This is a genomic window from Lentzea terrae (genome assembly GCF_003265345.1).
In the GTDB taxonomy this organism is placed as follows: Bacteria; Actinomycetota; Actinomycetes; order Mycobacteriales; family Pseudonocardiaceae; genus Lentzea; species Lentzea terrae.
On record NZ_QFWW01000021.1, the window covers coordinates 70,578 to 88,690 of the forward strand.

19 protein-coding genes and 1 pseudogene are annotated in these 18,113 nt (G+C 67.6%); 13 read left to right on the forward strand and 7 right to left on the reverse strand.

Annotation, left to right across the window (positions count from 1 at the left end):
• The first annotated feature begins 10 nt into the window (after positions 1–10).
• Both DI276_RS25680 and DI276_RS25685 read left to right on the forward strand, forming a co-directional pair.
• Positions 11–838, forward strand: coding sequence for an MBL fold metallo-hydrolase (locus DI276_RS25680; protein WP_112267796.1), 828 nt, complete (start codon positions 11–13; stop codon positions 836–838).
• A complete protein-coding gene (locus DI276_RS25685) occupies positions 799–1,842 on the forward strand; it encodes an aldo/keto reductase (RefSeq protein ID WP_232836909.1) in 1,044 nt (347 codons plus the stop codon). The genes DI276_RS25680 and DI276_RS25685 overlap by 40 nt, the downstream gene beginning before the upstream one ends.
• A gap of 206 nt (positions 1,843–2,048) precedes the next feature.
• On the opposite strand, the gene DI276_RS50200 is transcribed toward DI276_RS25685, so the two are convergent.
• Both DI276_RS50200 and DI276_RS50205 read right to left on the reverse strand, forming a co-directional pair.
• The gene (locus tag DI276_RS50200; protein ID WP_157984931.1) at positions 2,049–2,777 is read right to left on the reverse strand and encodes a TetR family transcriptional regulator; all 729 of its coding nucleotides are present in this window, start codon (positions 2,775–2,777) and stop codon (positions 2,049–2,051) included.
• The gene (locus DI276_RS50205) at positions 2,699–3,790 is read right to left on the reverse strand and encodes a hypothetical protein (RefSeq protein ID WP_157984932.1); all 1,092 of its coding nucleotides are present in this window, start codon (positions 3,788–3,790) and stop codon (positions 2,699–2,701) included. The genes DI276_RS50200 and DI276_RS50205 overlap by 79 nt, the downstream gene beginning before the upstream one ends.
• A 128-nt stretch (positions 3,791–3,918) precedes the next feature.
• Between DI276_RS50205 and DI276_RS25695 the strand changes: the two genes are divergently transcribed.
• From DI276_RS25695 to DI276_RS25720, 6 genes are all read left to right on the forward strand, one after another.
• Entirely contained in the window at positions 3,919–4,242 is a 324-nt protein-coding gene (locus tag DI276_RS25695) for a 2Fe-2S iron-sulfur cluster-binding protein (protein WP_112267800.1), read from the forward strand.
• A 132-nt stretch (positions 4,243–4,374) separates the two neighbouring features.
• Positions 4,375–5,691 (forward strand): alpha/beta fold hydrolase, encoded by a 1,317-nt coding sequence (locus DI276_RS25700; RefSeq protein WP_112267802.1) that lies wholly within the window; start codon positions 4,375–4,377, stop codon positions 5,689–5,691.
• A complete protein-coding gene (locus DI276_RS25705) occupies positions 5,654–6,337 on the forward strand; it encodes an HtaA domain-containing protein (protein ID WP_269814302.1) in 684 nt (227 codons plus the stop codon). Before DI276_RS25700 ends, DI276_RS25705 begins: the two co-directional genes overlap by 38 nt.
• Entirely contained in the window at positions 6,291–7,715 is a 1,425-nt protein-coding gene (locus DI276_RS25710) for an NAD(P)/FAD-dependent oxidoreductase (RefSeq protein WP_112267804.1), read from the forward strand. The genes DI276_RS25705 and DI276_RS25710 overlap by 47 nt, the downstream gene beginning before the upstream one ends.
• A gap of 26 nt (positions 7,716–7,741) precedes the next feature.
• Entirely contained in the window at positions 7,742–9,178 is a 1,437-nt protein-coding gene (locus DI276_RS25715) for an NAD-dependent succinate-semialdehyde dehydrogenase (protein ID WP_112267806.1), read from the forward strand.
• 420 nt (positions 9,179–9,598) lie between these two features.
• Complete coding sequence (locus DI276_RS25720) at positions 9,599–10,903, forward strand: cytochrome P450 (RefSeq protein WP_112267808.1); 1,305 nt, start codon at positions 9,599–9,601, stop codon at positions 10,901–10,903.
• A gap of 498 nt (positions 10,904–11,401) precedes the next feature.
• Here DI276_RS25720 and DI276_RS52350 read toward each other — a convergent pair.
• The 4 genes and pseudogenes from DI276_RS52350 to DI276_RS25740 all read right to left on the reverse strand — a co-directional run.
• Positions 11,402–11,869: pseudogene (locus DI276_RS52350) on the reverse strand (AraC family transcriptional regulator); the annotation flags it as partial.
• 203 nt (positions 11,870–12,072) lie between these two features.
• On the reverse strand, positions 12,073–12,840 hold the full coding sequence (locus DI276_RS25730) for an SDR family oxidoreductase (protein ID WP_112267812.1): 768 nt from the start codon (positions 12,838–12,840) through the stop codon (positions 12,073–12,075).
• A gap of 40 nt (positions 12,841–12,880) precedes the next feature.
• A complete protein-coding gene (locus tag DI276_RS25735; RefSeq protein ID WP_112267814.1) occupies positions 12,881–13,780 on the reverse strand; it encodes an alpha/beta hydrolase in 900 nt (299 codons plus the stop codon).
• A 90-nt stretch (positions 13,781–13,870) separates the two neighbouring features.
• The gene (locus DI276_RS25740; protein WP_112267816.1) at positions 13,871–14,884 is read right to left on the reverse strand and encodes an AraC family transcriptional regulator; all 1,014 of its coding nucleotides are present in this window, start codon (positions 14,882–14,884) and stop codon (positions 13,871–13,873) included.
• A gap of 339 nt (positions 14,885–15,223) precedes the next feature.
• Between DI276_RS25740 and DI276_RS53440 the strand changes: the two genes are divergently transcribed.
• Positions 15,224–15,406: an alpha-L-fucosidase gene (locus DI276_RS53440; protein ID WP_408610582.1), complete on the forward strand. Its 183-nt coding sequence runs from the start codon at positions 15,224–15,226 to the stop codon at positions 15,404–15,406.
• A gap of 68 nt (positions 15,407–15,474) precedes the next feature.
• Here the strand turns inward: DI276_RS53440 and DI276_RS53080 are convergent, their stop codons facing one another.
• Positions 15,475–15,597, reverse strand: coding sequence for a hypothetical protein (locus DI276_RS53080; protein WP_269814304.1), 123 nt, complete (start codon positions 15,595–15,597; stop codon positions 15,475–15,477).
• Between the two features lie 427 nt (positions 15,598–16,024).
• Here DI276_RS53080 and DI276_RS25750 point away from each other — a divergent pair, with 427 nt between their 5' ends.
• The 4 genes from DI276_RS25750 (at position 16,025) to DI276_RS25765 (ending at position 17,912) form a co-directional block, all read left to right on the forward strand.
• Complete coding sequence (locus tag DI276_RS25750) at positions 16,025–16,765, forward strand: sulfite exporter TauE/SafE family protein (protein WP_112267820.1); 741 nt, start codon at positions 16,025–16,027, stop codon at positions 16,763–16,765.
• Positions 16,766–16,796: 31 nt separating this feature from the next.
• Entirely contained in the window at positions 16,797–17,141 is a 345-nt protein-coding gene (locus DI276_RS25755) for a hypothetical protein (RefSeq protein ID WP_112267822.1), read from the forward strand.
• Positions 17,142–17,208: 67 nt separating this feature from the next.
• Positions 17,209–17,472, forward strand: a complete 264-nt coding sequence (locus DI276_RS50210) for a DUF2180 family protein (protein ID WP_157984935.1) — start codon at positions 17,209–17,211, stop codon at positions 17,470–17,472.
• Positions 17,469–17,912: an OsmC family protein gene (locus DI276_RS25765; protein ID WP_112267826.1), complete on the forward strand. Its 444-nt coding sequence runs from the start codon at positions 17,469–17,471 to the stop codon at positions 17,910–17,912. Before DI276_RS50210 ends, DI276_RS25765 begins: the two co-directional genes overlap by 4 nt.
• The last annotated feature ends 201 nt before the right edge of the window (positions 17,913–18,113 follow it).

Sequence of the window (18,113 nt, forward strand, 5' to 3'; positions counted from 1 at the left end):
GGAGGACCCTGTGTTCGTCACCAGCATTGATCCCGTATTCGATGCTCAGCATCCAGTACCGCCGGGCGAATTCTTCGAGCCGCCGCCCGGCGCGAGCCAAAATTGGCAGACCGCGCCGCCGTGGTTCGACGGTGCGGGCTGGATCATGCCGATGGGCGGTTTCCTGCTGCGTTCGGGAGACCGGACAATCCTGGTCGACGCGGGACTGGGACCGAACATCGATGTCGTCGAAACGCGCGGAAAGCTGTTCGACTCGCTCGCCGATCTCGGCGCCGCACCCGAGCAGATCACCGATGTCGTGCTCACCCACCTGCACTTGGACCACGTCGGCTGGGTCGCTCCCGTGGGTGAACCGATCTTCACTCACGCCCGGCACCACTGCCACCGCGCTGATTACGACTGGATGCGTGGCGATCCCGGCAGCAACCCTGCCACGGCCCAGGTGACCGAAACCATCCGTGCCGTTTCCGACCTTCTCGAATTAGCCGAGGAGGAGCGAACGGAGATCGCGGATTCGGTCGCGCTGCGGCTGTTCGCCGGTCATACGCCCGGCAACTGCCTCGTCGAGATCGAGACCGGCGAAGCACGAGTATTGCTACTGGGGGACACCGCGCATCACCCCGCACTCCTCGTCGAGGACGGGTGGACCGACCGCCTGGACAAAGATCGCGCCGCGGCGGCCAGGGCCCGCGACCGGCTTGCAGAGGAAATGGAACGTACCGGAGCTATCGGTCTTGGCGCACATTTCCCGGGGACCCAGGGCGGCCGCATCATCCGTGACAAGCAGGGCGCACGGCAGTGGCAGCCGATCCCGAGCAACCGAATCCACACGAACTGAACGCACATGAAAGGAATCAGCAGGTGAAAACTGTCCGACTCGGCAAGAGCGGCCTGGAGATGAGCGGCCTCATCCTGGGCATGATGACCTACGGCGACCCCGAGCAGGGGTACCCGTCGTGGACCATCGGCCTCGATGAGGCCCGTCCGTTCGTCCGCCGCGCCTACGAGGCGGGTATCACGACCTTCGACACATCCAACGCATATTCCAGCGGCACGAGTGAGGAAATCCTGGGCACGCTGACCAGGGAGCTGGGTCCGCGCGAAGAGTTCCAGATCGCGACGAAGGTGTACGCGCATCAGCGCCCGTCTCGCAACGGCTCCGGCCTGAGCCGGGTCGCCATCATGCACGAGATCGACGCCTCGCTGCGCCGCCTCGGTACCGACTACGTCGACCTGTATCAAATCCATGCTTTCGATCCGAACACACCGATCGAAGAGACGATGGAAGCACTGCACGATGTGGTCAAGGCCGGCAAAGCTCGCTATATCGGCGCATCCAATCTTCTGTTGTGGCAGCTCGCGCTCATGCAGAACGCGGCAGACCGGCACGGGTGGACCAAGTTCGTGTCGAATCAGCTGCACTACAACTTGCTGGCGCGGGATCTGGAACGCGAGGTCGCGCCCTATGCCGAAGCCACAGGCATGGGAATTCTGCCCTGGAGCTCGCTCGCGCGCGGACGGCTCACCCGGCCGTGGGGCTCGGAAGGGTCCGGGCGTGAAGCCAACGACACACTGGCTCCACAGCTGTATACCCGTGACGAGGAATCGCACAAGCGGGTCGTAACCGCTGTGCAGGAAGTCGCCGAGGCTCGCGGGGTGCCGATGGCACAGGTCGCGGTGTCCTGGGTGGCGAACAAATCCCCGGTGGCCGCGCCGATTGTGGGTGCCACGAAGGAACGCCATGTCGACGACGCCGTCGCCGGTCTCGAACTCGAACTCACCACCGAGGAGATCACGAAGCTCGAAGCGGCGAACACCCTGGTCCGCAACGGAATCATCTGAGTCCTCCGCCGCTGCCCCGCCGGGACGCACACCACGACACCGTCCGTTCGGTGATCATCCGGCTGGGAGAAGAAGATGTGCCCGACAGGGACACAGTCATCGCATCGGTCCGACCGGGCTGTGGGTCGGGTGATCAAGGCGCTCGTCCTGCGGCTACGCCTGGATCTGTGGGAGCCCAGGGGCGAGATTCCCCTGGGCCACCCGACCTAGTCGGTTTCGCTGGGAACTTCGCCAATGTCGAGCGAAGGGTCGAACAGTTCTGCTGCCTGTCCGAACGCCTCGCGCATGGCCTCGGCGAGGCTCTCGGGCTGCTCGTCCATGGCGACTCGGTAGCTCACGCTGGTGGCGATGGCGAACGTGATCGTCGACCAGAGATGAGGCCGATGGTCGGAGGTAGTACTGGTTCCGATCCTCTCGGCGATGACTTCGGCGACTTCAGCCACCCAGCGTCGCTGGTGCTCGGAGTAGGCGTTGAACAGCCGGGGGGAGGAGAACACTGTGCGCATCGCGTTGATGGCGTTGCCGCGCAGGTCGATCGAGGCCACGATGGCCTCTTGAAGCGCCGCGATGAGGGACTCGCCTGCGGGGTGGTTGCGCACCCGCGGGTGAACGGTGGTTGCTACTGCGTCGATCCAGTCGAGCAGCGCGTCCTCGCGGGTCGGGAAGTAGCGGTAGAACGTGCGTTCCGAGACTCCGGACCTCTCGGCAATGTCGCCGACCGAGACGTCGTCGCCGTGTTGGAGGAGCAGGTCGTAGGCGGCATCCCTGATGTCCTCGCGAACGCGTGTCCGTTGCCGCTCGCGAAGCTTTGGCTGACGAGACAGTGTTCTCTCTCTCCCTTCCAGGGCTGCGGTGCCTACCGTGCCGAGGCGAGGCGCGCCGACAGTGCTGCGGCGATCTTCTCGACCTCCATCAGATGCTCGGCAGTCTTCCACATGCGGTCGACGTCTTCGGCCGGTCCGGCGAGGGTGAAGGCTGACGGGGCCCAGGAGCCGTCGCTGTCCTGTCGGTCGCGGAACCAGTCGTTGAGGAGCACGAGATACGGCGCCCAGTCGAACTGGGTGTCGAGTGCACAGAGCTCGGCCGCGCCCCACGGGAACTTGCAAACGTGCACGCTTGTCTCGTCGGTCAGCTGGGCCAGCGTGCCGTCGATGTTCAGCCACATGAGGCCTCGGGCGATGTCGATGGCCTCCTGGGAGCCGGCTTGGGCGGCATGCTGCGCCAGGAACGCGGCGGCGGCGCCGGGCTGGAAGTACATCTGTCGCGGCTGAGTGAAGTCGACGACGTTGATGTTGAACGGAAGGTCCGCGGGCTGCTGGGCGTTCAGGCCGCGTTCGTTGCGACCGGTGACGAGCTTGAGAGAGTCCAGGTCGGTCTGCCACTGCCACATCTGCCGGAACCAGTCGAAGGTCTGGTCACGGACGGTGTTGTCGCCGACTGCGATGGCGACGAGGCCGACCTGTGCGGTCATCAGCCAGTCGGTCTCGCCGTCGCGCTGATCCCGATAGACGAAGGCGCCGCCCTCGTTGTGGTTCCAGAAGTCGAGGACCTTGGCGTACAGCCTCGAGGACAGGTCGTAGCGGTCGGTCAAGTGCGCTGCGAGCGCGAGGTGGGTCAGCTGGTAGACGGGCGTGCGAACCTCGTCGACCCGGTAGGGACCAGGCCGCAGGTCGCCGTCATCGGTGAGGGCGACCCGGTCGGCCCACGCCAGGATGCCGGCGGCGACGTCGCGGTGCCCGCTCAACGTGAGCGCCCACGGCATGCGCCACCAGGAGTTCCGCTCTGCGCTGAAGGCCGGCTCGCCAAGGTGTACGCGCTCGGTGAGCCACTGCGCCGCGGTTGCGGAGACGGCCCGTGCCGTCGCGAGGCTCTCCGCGAGAACCTCGGTGGTCACCTCGGAGACCGCGTCGCGGATCGTCGTGCGCTGCGCGGCGAGAGTCGCGTCCATTCCTGCTCCTTCGCTCGGATCGTTTTCAGGGAGGTATTGTGTCAGTAACACGCAACATGGCAGAGTCTGCCACGTTCTGCAACGGTGTGACGAGCCGCACCCCCGCTGAAAAACCCGAAGGAATCGCCATGACCTCCGTGATCTACACCGACGCTGACGGGACCGCTCGAACGCTCGAAGCGGCGCCCGGCGAGTCCGTCATGACCCTCGCGACGCGCAACGGCATCCCCGGCATCGTCGGCGACTGCGGCGGCGTTCTGTCCTGCGCGACCTGCCACGTCTTCGTCGACTCCGACGACATCGACATGCTCGAGCCGATGTCCGACATGGAGGACGAGATGCTCGACGGCACCGCCGTCGACCGCGCCGACACGTCGCGCCTGAGCTGCCAGATCTTCCCGGAGAAGTGCTCCCGCGACCTTCACGTGACCACGCCGTCGATGCAGGAGTAGCCCCGACGTACCGCGACACGGCTTGCGACTGGGACGCCTCGATGCGAGCAGCCGCCTGCCACCACCACCTACATCGCCGTGGCGACGGCCAGCAACGAACCGATGGCCGGCACCAATGCAAGGGAGAAAGCAATGCCACTCAACCTCGACCAGCTCAGCCTGGATCGACTCGCGCCGCTGTTCCAGAACGACAAGGAGCTCAAGTACAAGCTGAAGGGGTTCACCGGCCGCATCCGCATCACCGTCGCCGACATCACCCTCGATCTCGCCGTCGATGACAGCACCGTGGCATCCGTCGAGCCTGCCTCCGACGGCGACGCACGGATCGCGATCGTGGTGCCGGCCGACGTGCTTGAGGACGCGGTCAAGCCGCGCCCCGTCCCCGGCACCGAGTCCTTCTTCCTCGCCGCCGGTCGAGGGGCCTACGCCACCGGTGACCTGTTCACCGACACCGCCCCCTACGCCGGCGCGCAGGCCCGCATCTACCAGCTGCTCCGATTCGCCGCCGGAGCCGCCGAGGTCGCGCTCTCCGACGACAAGCCCCTGTTCGCCGAGACCGACAACGCGGTCGGCCGTTACATCTACGTCACCGTCCACGACGTCACCTACCGCGTCTACTACGAGGAGTCCGGCGCGGGCGAGGAGGTGATCCTGCTCCAGCACACCGCCGGCTGCGACGGCCGCCAGTGGCGCCACCAGCTCGCTGATCCCGAGTTGCAGTCGCGCTACCGCCTCATCGCCTACGACCTCCCGTTCCACGGCCGGTCGCTCCCGCCGACCACCCAGCGCTGGTGGGAGCAGCCCTACCTCCCCGAGCCGGAGTGGTACTGGGACTTCGTCGTCGCCTTCGCCGACGCCCTGAACCTCGACGCCCCCCACTTCATGGGCTGCTCGGTCGGTGGTCAGCTCGCACTCGACCTCGCCGCCTACCGCGGTGACCGGTTCGGAGCCTTCTTCGCGCTCAACGGAACCCTCGACTGCGGCCGCAACGACGAGTACACCCTCGGCTTCAACGACCTGTGCCGCGACAACCGGGTCTCCACCGAGCTCTACGCGACCGGCAACTTCTCCGCGACCTCACCGCTCGGTCCGGAGCCGTACCGGCGCGAGATCTACTTCATCTACCGCTCGAACTTCCCCGGCGTCTACGCCGGCGACAACGACTACTTCCTGACCGGCCACGACCTCACCAAGGGCCAGCCCGCCTTCGACACCGACCGGCACCCGGTCTACCTGATCGCCGGCGAGTACGACCCGGTCTCCAACGACCCCGAGCACGGAGGACCCGCGGTCGCCGAGCGGTTCCCGGGCGTGGAGTACATCATGCTCGAGGGCTTGAGCCACTTCGCCCCGACCGACGACCCGATCGGGTTCCGCGACGCGATCCTCCCGCAGCTCGAGCGTGGTATCCGTGAGTACCGCTCCAAAAGCGCCGTCGCCGTCGGCTGACGAACGTCGCTGCCTGGCGTGGGCGATCAAGGACTCCTTGATCGCCTACGTCCAGGGCACTGCGGACGGTCAAGTCTGGGTCAGCTCGAACGTCGAGGTCAACGCAGACGGCGAGTTTCTGTTTCCGTTCGACGACGACGTCTCCGGCCCAGGCGGAACCAGCCCGGCGGCCTTTGCCGGCGAGGTGGCCCTCACTGCCCACGGAGGGTTCCTTCAGCTGCTGTTCGCCGACCCGCGCATCGAGGCGGACGGCACGCTGACCATCCGCATTGCCGCGGTCGACGCCCACCGGAGCGACGGCCCCGGCGACGCGCTCGTCGAGACTGCGGAACCAGGTGCCCCGGAGACCCGCCTCCGGCTCGCAAGCGTCGGTCCGGAGGCGGCTCCACCCAGCCCGACCAGCGCCGACCACAACGCCCACAGGCCTGACGGCTCGCTGCGCTGCGTGCTGACCACCGAAGGAGCCGACTACTTCCAAGGCATGTACCCCGAAGGGCTGGAGCTCGCCCCGATCGCTCTCAACCTGCCGACCACCGCCGGCTCGACGGTGCGGACACAGCACCGAATCGCTCTGCCCCCTCACCCGGAGGCCCACTCTCATGACCATCCACCTCAGCCCCGAAGCTGTGGACGACGCCCACGCTGAGGGCGTCCTCATCGTCGGCGCCTGCCAGGCCGGCGTGCAGCTCGCTGCATCACTTCGCGATCTGGGCTGGTCGAAGCCCATCACGCTGGTTGGCGCCGAGCCGCACCTGCCCTATCAGCGGCCGCCGCTGTCGAAGAAGGCGCTACACGACGGCATCGTCCCCGCTGACCTCGCGCTGCGGTCCGAGGCGTTCTTCGCAGAGAAGAGCATCGAGCTCGTCCTCGGGGAGAAGGTCGCCACTGTCACCGTCACGGCCGATGGCCACCGGTTCGCGAGCACCGAAACGGGACGCCGGCTGCCTTTCGCCCGCCTCGCGCTGACCACGGGAGCCCGGCCCCGCCGACTTGACCTCCCCGGCGCCGCTCTGGCCGGCATCCACTACCTGCGTGACAGCGCCGACGCCGACCGCCTGCGCCAGGCTCTGGTATCCACGCCGCGCACCGTGGTCATCGGCGGCGGCTTCATCGGCCTCGAGGTGGCAGCGACGGCTCGACGACTCGGCTGCGAGGTCAGCGTCGTCCTCGCCGACGACCGAATCATGTCCCGCGCGGTCAGCCCCTTTGTCAGCAGCCGTTTCCACGCCCTGCACCAGAGTCACGGCATCGACATCAGCACCCAGGCCATGCCGGTCGCGTTCCTCGACGACGGAACCGGACGCGTGGGCGGTGTCCAGCTCGCCGACGGACGCGTCCTTCCGGCACAGGTGGTCGTCGTCGGAGTCGGCGCGCAGCCCCGCACGGAGCTGGCTGAGCAGCTCGGCCTCGACGTCCGCGGTGGCATCGTCGTCGACGGCCACGCTCTGACCTCCGACGGCGTCACCGTCGCTGCCGGCGACTGCACCGTGTGGCCCGCCGACGGCACCGGTCACGGTGCCACGCGGTTCGAGTCCGTCAACGCCGCCACCGAGCAAGCCAAGGTCGCCGCCGCCACCATCGTCGGAAGGCCGCAGCCCTGGACCAGCGCGCCCTGGTTCTGGTCCGACCAGTTCGACTTCAAGCTGCAAGTGGCCGGCATCGTGCCGGCAACGGCCACGACTCTGCTGCGTCGCGAGACTGCATCGACGGCGGCCACCGTCCTCCACTACGAGACCGACCGGCTGGTCGCCGTTGAGTGCATCAACCGCCCCGCCGACTTTCTAGCGGCCAAGTCCGCCATCGCGGCCGGCCGCACGATCGACCCCACTCGTGCTCACGACCCGAGCATCCCGTTGAAGTCCCTCATCGCCGACTTCACCAACGCCTCGGTTGCCGCGACCAGAGCCCGGAGCGCTCCCGACAGCACCCCGGGTGGCGGCTCCGACATCCCCGTGAACCCAACTGTGGAGGGCACAGCCGAGGTCGAGGACCCCGACGCCGTGTCCGAGGAGGCCGTGGCGTGACCACCCTGACCCCTGCTCCAACCTCAATGCTTCCGCGGTCGTCCAAGCTGTGGATCGGCGGCGAATGGCTCCCGGCCGCCACGGAGCAGACCTTCGAGGTGTGCGACCCGGCCACCGGTGCCCCCATCGCGGAATGTGCCAACGCCGACGGCCGGGATGCGACGGCTGCCCTGGACGCTGCCGCCGATGCGGCTGCGGCGTGGTCGCAGGTACCGGCGCGGGCCCGCGCCGAGATCCTGCGCCGCGTCTACGACGAGATCGTCGCCCGCGCCGATGAGTTCGCTGCCGTGATCACCGCCGAGGCCGGCAAGCCGCTCAGCGAGTCCCGCAGTGAAGTCGCATACGGCGCGGAGTTCTTCCGCTGGTTCAGCGAGGAGGCCCCACGCATCGCCGGTCGGTACGGCCCGAACCCTGAAGGCACCGGCGAGGTCATCGTCAGTCACCGTCCGGTCGGCCCCTGCTATCTGGTGACGCCGTGGAACTTCCCGCTGGCGATGGCCGCCCGAAAGATCGCGCCCGCGCTGGCAGCCGGCTGCACGATGGTGGTCAAGCCTGCCGACCTGACGCCGCTCACGACCGTGCTCCTGTGCTCAGTGCTCGCGAACGCGGGCGTCCCCGCCGGGGTCGTCAACGTCGTCACCACCACCAACCCAGCCGCAGTCTCGGACGCGCTCATGTCCGACCCGCGTCTGCGCAAGGTCAGCTTCACCGGATCCACCCCAGTCGGCAGGCAGCTCATCGCGCAGTCTGCCCAGCACGTCCTGCGCACCTCGATGGAGCTCGGCGGCAACGCCCCGTTCCTGGTGTTCGAGGACGCCGATCTCGACGCCGCCGTCGAAGGTGCGATGATCGCCAAGTTCCGCAACGTCGGCCAGGCATGTACCGCCGCGAACCGGTTCTTCGTGCACTCATCGCTTGCCGAGCGGTTCACCACTCAGGTGGTTGCGGCTGTCGAGGCCCTCAAGGTCGGCGCCGGAACCGTGCCGGGTGTGTCCATCGGCCCGCTCATCAGCGACCGCGCCGTCGAGAACACCGAGAAGCTCCTGGCGGATGCGCGGACACGGGGGGCGCGCATCCGGGCAGGCGGGTCGCCGGTCGAGGGACCCGGCTCGTTCTTCGCGCCGACCGTCGTCGACAACGTCCCCGTCGACTCAGAGCTGATGCGCAACGAGATCTTCGGACCCGTGCTGGCCATCAGCACTTTCGACACCGAGGACGAGGCCGTGGCGGCCGCCAACAGCACCGAATACGGCTTGGTCGCCTACGCATACACCCGCGACATCAAACGAGCACACCGACTCATCAATCGCCTCGAGACCGGCATGCTCGGGATCAACACCGGCGTCGTCTCGAATGCGGCCGCACCGTTCGGCGGGCTCAAGAACTCCGGGCTGGGCCGCGAAGGCGGAGTGGAGGGCATCGCCGAGTACCTCTCGTCGACCTACACGCTGGTCTCGCGATGACCCGCCTGCTGGAAACCGGCATCGAGCGTGCTCGCCGCATCCAAGCGTGCACACATCCACGGATGTCGCCCACACCACCGGTGGACACGTCCGTCCGACGTGGACGATCAAGGCGTCCCTTTTCGCCGCCCGTCTCGCGGCGAGCGACGCACAACCCGACGCGCGGAAGCCCGAACGAGACGCAGCAGCTTCCTCAAACAGAGGTCACCGGTCAACGAGGTGTGCCTCGACGACTTCTCTGTTCGCAGCTGTCGGCCTCAAGCGTCCGCGCCAATCGGGCCTCGACGGGCGCGCTCAGTGAGCGAGATGCGCAGAACACCGCCGCAGGAAGGGCCTGATGACGCGGCGGCGGTGCGCGACCCCTGAACATCCCGCCGACTCGAAGCGGCCAGCTACCCACCACGGAAAGCAGGACACAGCATGACCACCGCCAGCGACACCGCCAAGACCGCCACACAGGCGCCGACCGAGAACTGGGACCACAACGCCCCGGTTTCCCTCGCAGAAGTCACGGATCGCTTGAACCGCTACGCGTCGGAGACGCCGATCGTGTGGAACACCGCATACGGCGGCTTCTGGGTCATCGCCGGCTACGAGGAATGCAACACCGCCTACTCCGACTGGGAGACCTTCTCCTCCCTTCACGACGGCGTCGAGGGCGACCCGTTCGCGAAGCGCGACGTCGGCCTGTACCCGGAGGACCGGACGCCCCGCACCGGACTCTCGATCCCGGAGCAGCCGTCACGCTTCGTGCCTACCGAGTGCGACGGCCCGATGCACTCGCAGATCCGGCGCCTGGAGGCACCCTTCTTCACCCCGAAGGCCACCCGCTCCCACGAGGACTTCATCCGCAAGCACACCGTCGAGGCCATCGAGTCGGTCCAGGCCACCGGCCGGATCGACTTCGCCGCCAACATCGCGCACGTCATCCCGGTGAAGATGGCATCGGAGCTGATCGGCAAGGGCACGCCGGACTGGAGGACGCTCTCCGACACGGTGAACCAGATGCTGCTTCACCCGGCGTCGTCGCCTGAGTTCCCCATGGACCTGTTCCGATCCATGCAGGGTCAGATCCTCGAGCTCGTCACCAAGCGCAAAGACGACCCCCAGGACGACGTTGCGAGTGCCTTGATGAAGGGCACCATCTTCGACGACCCGGTCCAACCCGTTGAGGCCCAGACCATCCTCAACGGTCTGACGTTCGGGTCCACCGACACCACCGCGACGACCTTCCTGCACGCGGTCCAGTGGCTCAGCGCCCATCCCGAGGAGCGGGAGAATCTGCGCCGCAACCCCGACCTGATCCCGGCCGCGATCGAGGAGTTCCTTCGCCTGTTCACCCCGGGCCTCGGGATCGCACGCACCGTCGCGCGAGACACCGACTTCTTCGGCTACGAGTTCAAGGAAGGTCAGCGCGTCCTGCTGCTCAACTCGGCTGCCAACCGCGACCCGCGCAAGTTCGAGGACCCTCTCACGGCGAAGTTCGACCGCGACAACATCCGAGACCACATCGCCTTCGGTTCCGGACCGCACCGTTGCCTCGGCGCACCCATTGCGCGCCTGGAGCTGAAGATCATCCTCGAAGAGCTCCTGGAGCGTCTTCCGGATTTCCAGGTCATCGAGGAGGAGGTCGTGGAATACCCCCGCAAGGGCGGCACCCTCGGCTTCGCCACGGTCCCGGCACGCTTCACCCCCGTCGGCAGCTCCGCCGCAGCCAGCGTCTGACCCCTCGGTACAACCGCTGGCACCGCGCATGCACCAAGCGCGGTGCCAGCGGCACCCACCACCGCGGGAACTTCCAGGACGCGCACGAACGAACGCCGTTCAACCAGCCGAGGAGCGGGTACTGCGCAGTCTGCCGCTTGACGATGCGGAACCACCGGGCGCGGTCCAGCGGCACGCGCAGGGGAGACGATCGCGTTGTGGGCCTTGGTTGTCAGCTTGCGGAACTCGGTGGCGGATCCGCGGAGGTGTTCGCGGCGTCCGTTGATCGCCTCGGTCGGTGCGGTGGGGGCTCCGGGGCGTTCGACATGGTGTCGGCGCGCAGGCGGCTGATGTCCTGAACCGGTGGCAGCACTGAAGTGGCGGTGCAGGGTCGCCGGCCTCGGCGGCGATCTGGTCGATGCTCACCGGTTCGGCGAAGCGGTCGCCGAGCCAGGTGATGACGGCGCGGATCCGGGTGCCAGCCGCTGCCGCGGTCTGGCGCAGCGCCGGTCCGAGCGGGCCGGTCAGCAGTCGGTAGAGGATCTCGCTTTCGACCCGCGGCGCGAGGACCCCGATGTCGTCGGGGGTGTCCAGCAGGCGCACCAGACGGGTCACGGCGTCGATCAGTTCAGCGGGCATGTCGGTCGTGACCCGCCAGGCCGGTTCGACGGCCGGGGGCGGCGCGGTCGGCCCGAGTTCCAGCAGCAGTTCGGTGAGGATCTGCTTGTCCAGGGCCAGGACCGCCGAGCGGTAAGGCACCTGCTCGAAGACCGCGGTGACCGGCAGTTGCACCGTGTTGAGCAGCATCCGGCCGGCGGGCACGCTCCAGCTCTGCGCGCTGGCGACGGTGCGCTTGGCGCCGGCGGCGACGAAGCTCACCATCGGCTCGTACAGCAGACGGGTGGGCGGCAGCAGCTCGTCGGTCGCGACCAGCGACAGCCGGGGCACCGCGGCGGTGGTCTCGTCGGATCGAACGTCGGTCAGCACTGCCGCCGGTCGCGAACGAACGGTTCAGCGGAGTCGAACGACACGTCGACTTCGGTTGGACACTCCGCCGCCGTGTTCACCGCGGCGACACGGAGCATCGCGGCATCCGCCTGACTTGCGATGTCATCGCCGCGGCCATCCCTTCCCGGTCCGAGTGGTCGTGCCCGCCCGTGCGCTTCGACCACGCGGACCACAACGTGGACTCAAAATCCGGAGAGCCGCTTCATCACTGCCCGGTGCACGCGACTCGGAGTGCGGTTGAGCACGCCGATGACGATGTGGTTCTTGCGGGTGTCGACTCTCCAATGGACGCGCGTCCGGTCGTCCACGGCGCGCAAGATGGTCTCGGCCACGTCGGACGCTGTGAGGTTGATGCCGATCGAGTCGACGATGTCGCCTTCCGCGGCCGCCATCATCGGGGTGTCGACGAAGTTGGGCATGATGTCGCAGACGTGGATGCCGTGGCGCTCCCACTCGATGTTCATCGCCTCGGTGAAGCCGCGGACGAAGAACTTGCTCGCCGAGTACGACGCTTCGCTCGGCACGCCGTACTCCGCCGCGCGCGAGCACATGTTCACGACCTTCGCTGCGCGACCTGCGGCCAGATACGGGAAGGCTGCGTAGGTGCAGTTGAGGACGCCTTGAACGTTGACCCGCAGCACCAGCTCGTGCTGCTCGAGCGTCAAGTCCTCGAACCTGTCGATGAAGGCGACACCGGCGTTGTTGAGCAGGACGTCGAACGCGCCGCCGTGGGCGCGGGCGAAGGCGGCGAGCACGTGGTTCACTTCGTCCTTGTCGGTGACGTCCATCCGCTTGTAGGCGTGCCTGTCGCCGAGTTCACCTTGCAGCGCCTTCAGGGCGGTTTCGTTGACATCGGTGGCACACACGATCCAGCCTTGGCGGGCGAAGCGCCGGGCGGCTTCCGCTCCGATTCCGGCGCCGGCGCCGGTGATGACGATGGTGCGGGACATGGTGCTTCCTCCGCGGCGGGTGGGTGTGGGTGTCGGGCGATCAGACGAAAACGCCGTCGAGGAAGGCGGCTTGCTCGCCGACGAAGGTCTCGAACAGTTCCCCGGTGTAGGGCTCGAAGTGCCCGGTTTCGTGGATGGCCAGGGTGACGTTCGGGTTGCGGCGAGCAGCCTTGATCGCCGCGAGTGGCGGGGTGGTGCGGTCGCTGGAGCCGACTTGGACCAAGGCGGGAATCTCCAGCCGGCGCAACGCCTTCCTGGGTGAGTACAGACCGACCCGCAGCGCGAACCGGGCGGCGACGCGCTGGTCGAACGACAGGCCCGGTGGCACCAGCGCCAGGTACCCCTGGGCCTCGGGCGCGGTCATGAGGGCGAGCGAACCAGGCGGTCCGGACGCAGGCACGTAGTGCGGAGACCTGTGCAGTAGCGCGCGGCCAGCGTCGAGCACGCCGTGCCCGGCCAGGCGGAGCGACTGCCGCGGTCCCAACGCGAGCGTGGAGGCGAGCCCGTCGACGTGGGGAACCTGCGCTATGACGGCCGCCGCCCGCAGCTTCGCCGCCACGGCGAGGACGTGGCCGCCGGACAGCGACGACCCCCACAACGCGATCCGTCCGGAGTCGACCTCGGGCAGGCTCCGAGCGAAGCGAACCGCCGCCGCCCAGTCCTCGTGCTGGCGTCGGATGTCCAGCAGTTGCCGGGGCGTGCCTCCACTGGCACCGAAGTGGCGGTAGTCGAACACGATCACGTGGTAGCCGGCCATGGCGAAGCGCTCGGCGTAGGCGTCCAAGCGCATCTCCTTGACCCCGGCCAGACCGTGGGCAATGACGACGCACGGCGCGGGCTCGTCTCGGTCGGTGCGGTAGAGCCAGCCCGCGCAGCGCTCACCTCCCGATGTGAAGGTGATGTCCCGGCGTGCGGGTTTGCGGGCGTCGCTGGAGGTCATCGATTCGCTCCTCGGCACTGAGGCGGTACGCGAAAACGGTGCCAGGAACAGGCCGCCCGTGTCTTGACTTGTTACGACATAAACTTGACTTCAGACGACAGCGGATCGGTCTTGCCCTCGGGTGCGCACCGCCCGCGGGCTCTCTCCGAACCAGCGGCGGCACGCGCGGCTCAGGCAGCTCTGCTCGGAGTAACCGAGCAGAGCGGCGATGTGGCCGAGCGGAAGGTCCGACTCCAGCAGGTACCGCTCCGCACGTTCGCGACGCACCTCGTCCACCAGCTGTTCGAAGGTCGTCCGGTGGCCGCCCAGCCGGCGCTGCAACGTCCGCGGGTGAAGTCCCAGGTGGGCAGCGATCGGTTCGATCCCCGTGCCGCCGGTGGGCAGGCTGCGCGTCACGAGGTGCCGGACCTGGGTCAGCAGGAGGCCGGCGGGATCGGTTGGCGCGGCGTCGAGGTAGTGCTGGACGAGAACGGCGAGCTGCGCATCGTCGGCGAGGTGCCGGGTGAGCTCGGACGCGTGGAAGTCGAAGCCGCAGAAGTCCTGGTTGGCCCTCGGGCGACAGCCGAAGAACTCGATGTAGCGGGCCGCCGTGGAGATGGCGGTGTGGGGGAGTGACACCGCGACCGGCCGGAACTGATCGCCGATGAGCATCCGGAGCACCCGGACGGTGACACCGAGGGCGAGCTCGTTCGTCTGTGCCCGCCGTACGGGCGAGGACGCCAGGATGGTGAAGCGGAACCGCACCGTCCTGGCGTCCAGCTCGTCGAAGTCGATCCGCAGAGCCGGGCTGTACACCGCGAGATACCGGGCGAATCCCCGCAGTGCCTCTCCGACCGTGGTGGAATGACGCGCGATCAGAGCGACCGGCCCGAGGATCTCGACACCTTGTCGTTCCGACAGCCGCAGCCCGAAGTCCGGGCACGCCAGTTCAGCCGCCGCTGTCTCGATGGCTCGCACCACTGATGGGAACGGAAGGAACGCCTCCGAATCCCCGATCAGCGCCGGATCCAGGCGCAATCGCCGCAGCGCCGCCGAGCTGTCACCCCCGAGCTCGTCAACGAGCTCGGGGAAGCCCTGCAGCGCGCTGGCCCGGATGAGGTCCATGACTCGCAGTATCGCTGGTCGCGGCTTCAGCGGAGCGGTAGCGGCGCGAAGACGTGGTCCTGCCAGAGCCGGCGCGACCGCTCGCCAACGGACTCGTGCTGCAAGTCGGTCCCTACCTCATCGCGCTGTACGGGCGGAGCAAGTGATGACGGCACGCCAGGTCTAATCGGAAGGTCTCGAGTGGTTCCGGTAGGCGAGGTTCGGGATGTTCGCGCACTGGGGCCGCTACTCACTGCACGGGAAGGGGGAGTGGGACTGGTTCTAGTCCAGGACGCCCTTCGCGCTCTACGCCCAGCTCGCCGATCGGTTCAACCCGAGAAGTTCAACGCCGACGAGTGGGTGGACATCGCCGCCGCCGCGGGCCGGCGGTACATCACCGTGACCTCACGCCACCACGACGGCTTCTCGATGTACGACACAAAGCTGTCGAACTTCAGAATCACGAACTCGCAGTACGGCCGCCATCCGCTTGCTGACCTCGCCGAGGCATGTTCGAAGCGGGACATCAAGCTCGGGTTCTAGGGGTCGCTGATCGACTGGCACCGCCCGGCGTTCTGGCACCGGCAGAACTCAGGTCTCGTCTGGGAGGACTACGTCGGCTTCCTCAACGGCACGGCAACGGGTGTGGACGCGACGGTGTGCCCGGCGCCACCGGTGTCGTCATCGGTGGCGGCGCGAACTCTGCTGTGGGCTGTTCGAGTGGAGTCCCCCATGACGCCGTCACCATCCCGTGGCCTCTGGGTCTTGGTTCTGACCGAGGGAGCTTGCTGTGGCCGCGCTGACGAACACCGAACTGCTCACCGCGCTGACGGGACGATGCCGTTCCGTGGTGCTGTCTGGGAACCTGGTTTGCGCTTTGCGTTCTACGGGCGGATGTCGACGAGCATTTTCCAGGATGCGCAGACGTCTCGTGCTTGGCAGCGTGCGATATCGGATGAGCTGATCGAGGGCGTTGGCTCTGTCGTCGGCCTGGCACGGGCCAGGCATGCCGTCTGCGGAAGATCCTGGGCTCGGTTGGGGCGCGAGACCGGGTAGTCCGACCTTTGCGAACAAGTCCTACGTCCCCTGTCGCGGTGCCCGCGCGCGGTGGAGTCTCGAGTTGATCGCTCAGCCGAAGTTGACATGAGCTGGAGGCCCTCGATGACAGGTGCCGTGCTTGTCATGGTGGGCGGGCTGCTCGTGCTGTCCGTGGTCTCGGGGATGCTGGGTCTGGGGGTGGCGTTCGCGGCGGTGCCGTTCCTGGCACTGTTCTTGCCCGACCTGGTCGATCAGGTGCAGCCGCTGAGTCTGCTGCTCAACGGCATCACGGCGCTGTTCGCGGTGTTCGGTTTTGCACGCAGTGGCCTGATCGACTGGCGTCGGGCGCTCGGCCTGGTCGCGGTCACCACCGTCTTCGCCCCGCTGGGTGCTGTGCTGGCGAACGTCATCGAGCCGACCGCGATCTGGGCGGTCTACCTGGTCAGCGTGTGCTACCTGGCCTACCGGCTGTTCCGCCCGGTCACGGAGCGGCCCGGCGGGGAGAACTACCGCGCCGCGTTGGCCTGGGCGGTGCCCATCTCGGTGCTGTCCGGCCTGCTGGGGGTCGGTCCAGGATTCCTGCTGATGCCCACGCTGGTTCTGGTCGGTTTCGAGACCAAGAGGGCGGCGGCCATCAACGCCGTCGCGGTCACCCTGCCGTCGTTCTCCGCCCTGGTGCCGCATCTGCCGACGGCCCAGTGGGATCCCGGCCTGACCGTCGCGCTGCTGGTGGTGGGTGCGGTCGGCGCGTTCGTCGGCGCGCGGCTCACCAGCCTCTACGTCCCAGGTGAGCGCATCAAGCAGATGTTCGGCGTGCTCATCGTCGTCATGACCGGCTACAAGATCGTCACGCTGTTCACCTGAGCCCGAAGGTGAGGAGAAGGGAACCGAAGCCATGCCGAAGACGGTGGTCCACATCTTCAACGCCGACCAGGACTCGCTGACCACGGGCGCCCACGTGGCTGAACGGATCCGCCAGGTCGCCGCCGATCGTGGCGTCGAGTTGGAGGTCTACCTGTTCGGCCCCGCCGAACGGGCACTGCTCGATCCTGCCGAGGGCGATTTCAACACTCAGATCGACGCGTTGGTCGAGCACGGCGTTCCGGCCAAGACGTGCTTGAACATCGCCGCCGCCAACGATGCCGCGGACAAGTTCGCCAGGCGCGGCATCCAGCTCGAGTTCGCCCGCGACGCCTTCGCCCGTTACGGATGCGAAACCGCCACGGTCATCTCGTTCTGATCCCGTGCTCGTCACCGTGCTGTGGGCACGGCGCTCCAACTCAACACCGGAGGAGAGAAGGGTAGCCATGAACTGCTACGACTGCGCCATCGAGAACCAGACAACCACGGCGACAGCTGTCTGCCGGCACTGTGGTGCCGCTGTGTGCGCCGAACACGCCCATGTGATCGCCGAGGCCTTCCGCCACTTCTCCGGCATGGGTCCGGCTGACCGGCTGCCGCTCGCCCGCCGCATCTCGTGCGGCACCTGTTACCACGCGGAACACGGCACCCAGGAGAGCGTGGACGGCACTGCCGCGCCGCGCGAGCATGTGGCGCGTGGACAGCGATGAACGCCGCCCAGGCCCGCACCGTTTACCAGGTGCGGGCCAAGGCCAGTCCTGACGGTCCGGCCCGGATCGAGGCAGCCGGCCAGACGATCCCCGTCGATGCCTCCTGGGCCAAGTCGCCCTCCGGGCTGCCCGGCCCCGCGGAGCTCCTGGCATCCGCCTTCGCAGCCTGTCTGCTCAAGAACGTCGAGCGTTCCAGCCAACTGCTGCCGTTCCGCTACGACAGCGCCGAGGTCGATGTGACCGCGCGCCGTCAGGACACCCCACCCAAGTTCACCACCATCACCTACGAGGTGCGGCTAGTGACCGACGAGCCGCAGCATCGGGTCGAACTGCTGCACCGCAACCTGCGCCGGTACGGCACCGTGTACAACACCCTCGCCGCCGTCTGCGAGGTCCAGGGTCGCGTCGCCACCATCTCACCGTCGGAACAACAGCCATGACGCGGTCGCCGAATGGGACGTGCATGCCACGCATGAATTCGGTTATCGAACGTTGGGTCAAGACCCTTCGCGTCGAACTGTTGGACCGCATGCTGATCTAGAATCAGACCCACCTACGGTGTGCGCTGCGCGAGTACGAGCGGTACTACAACGAGCACGGGACCCACCGATCACTCGTCGCCGCAGCACCCTTGCGGGTCC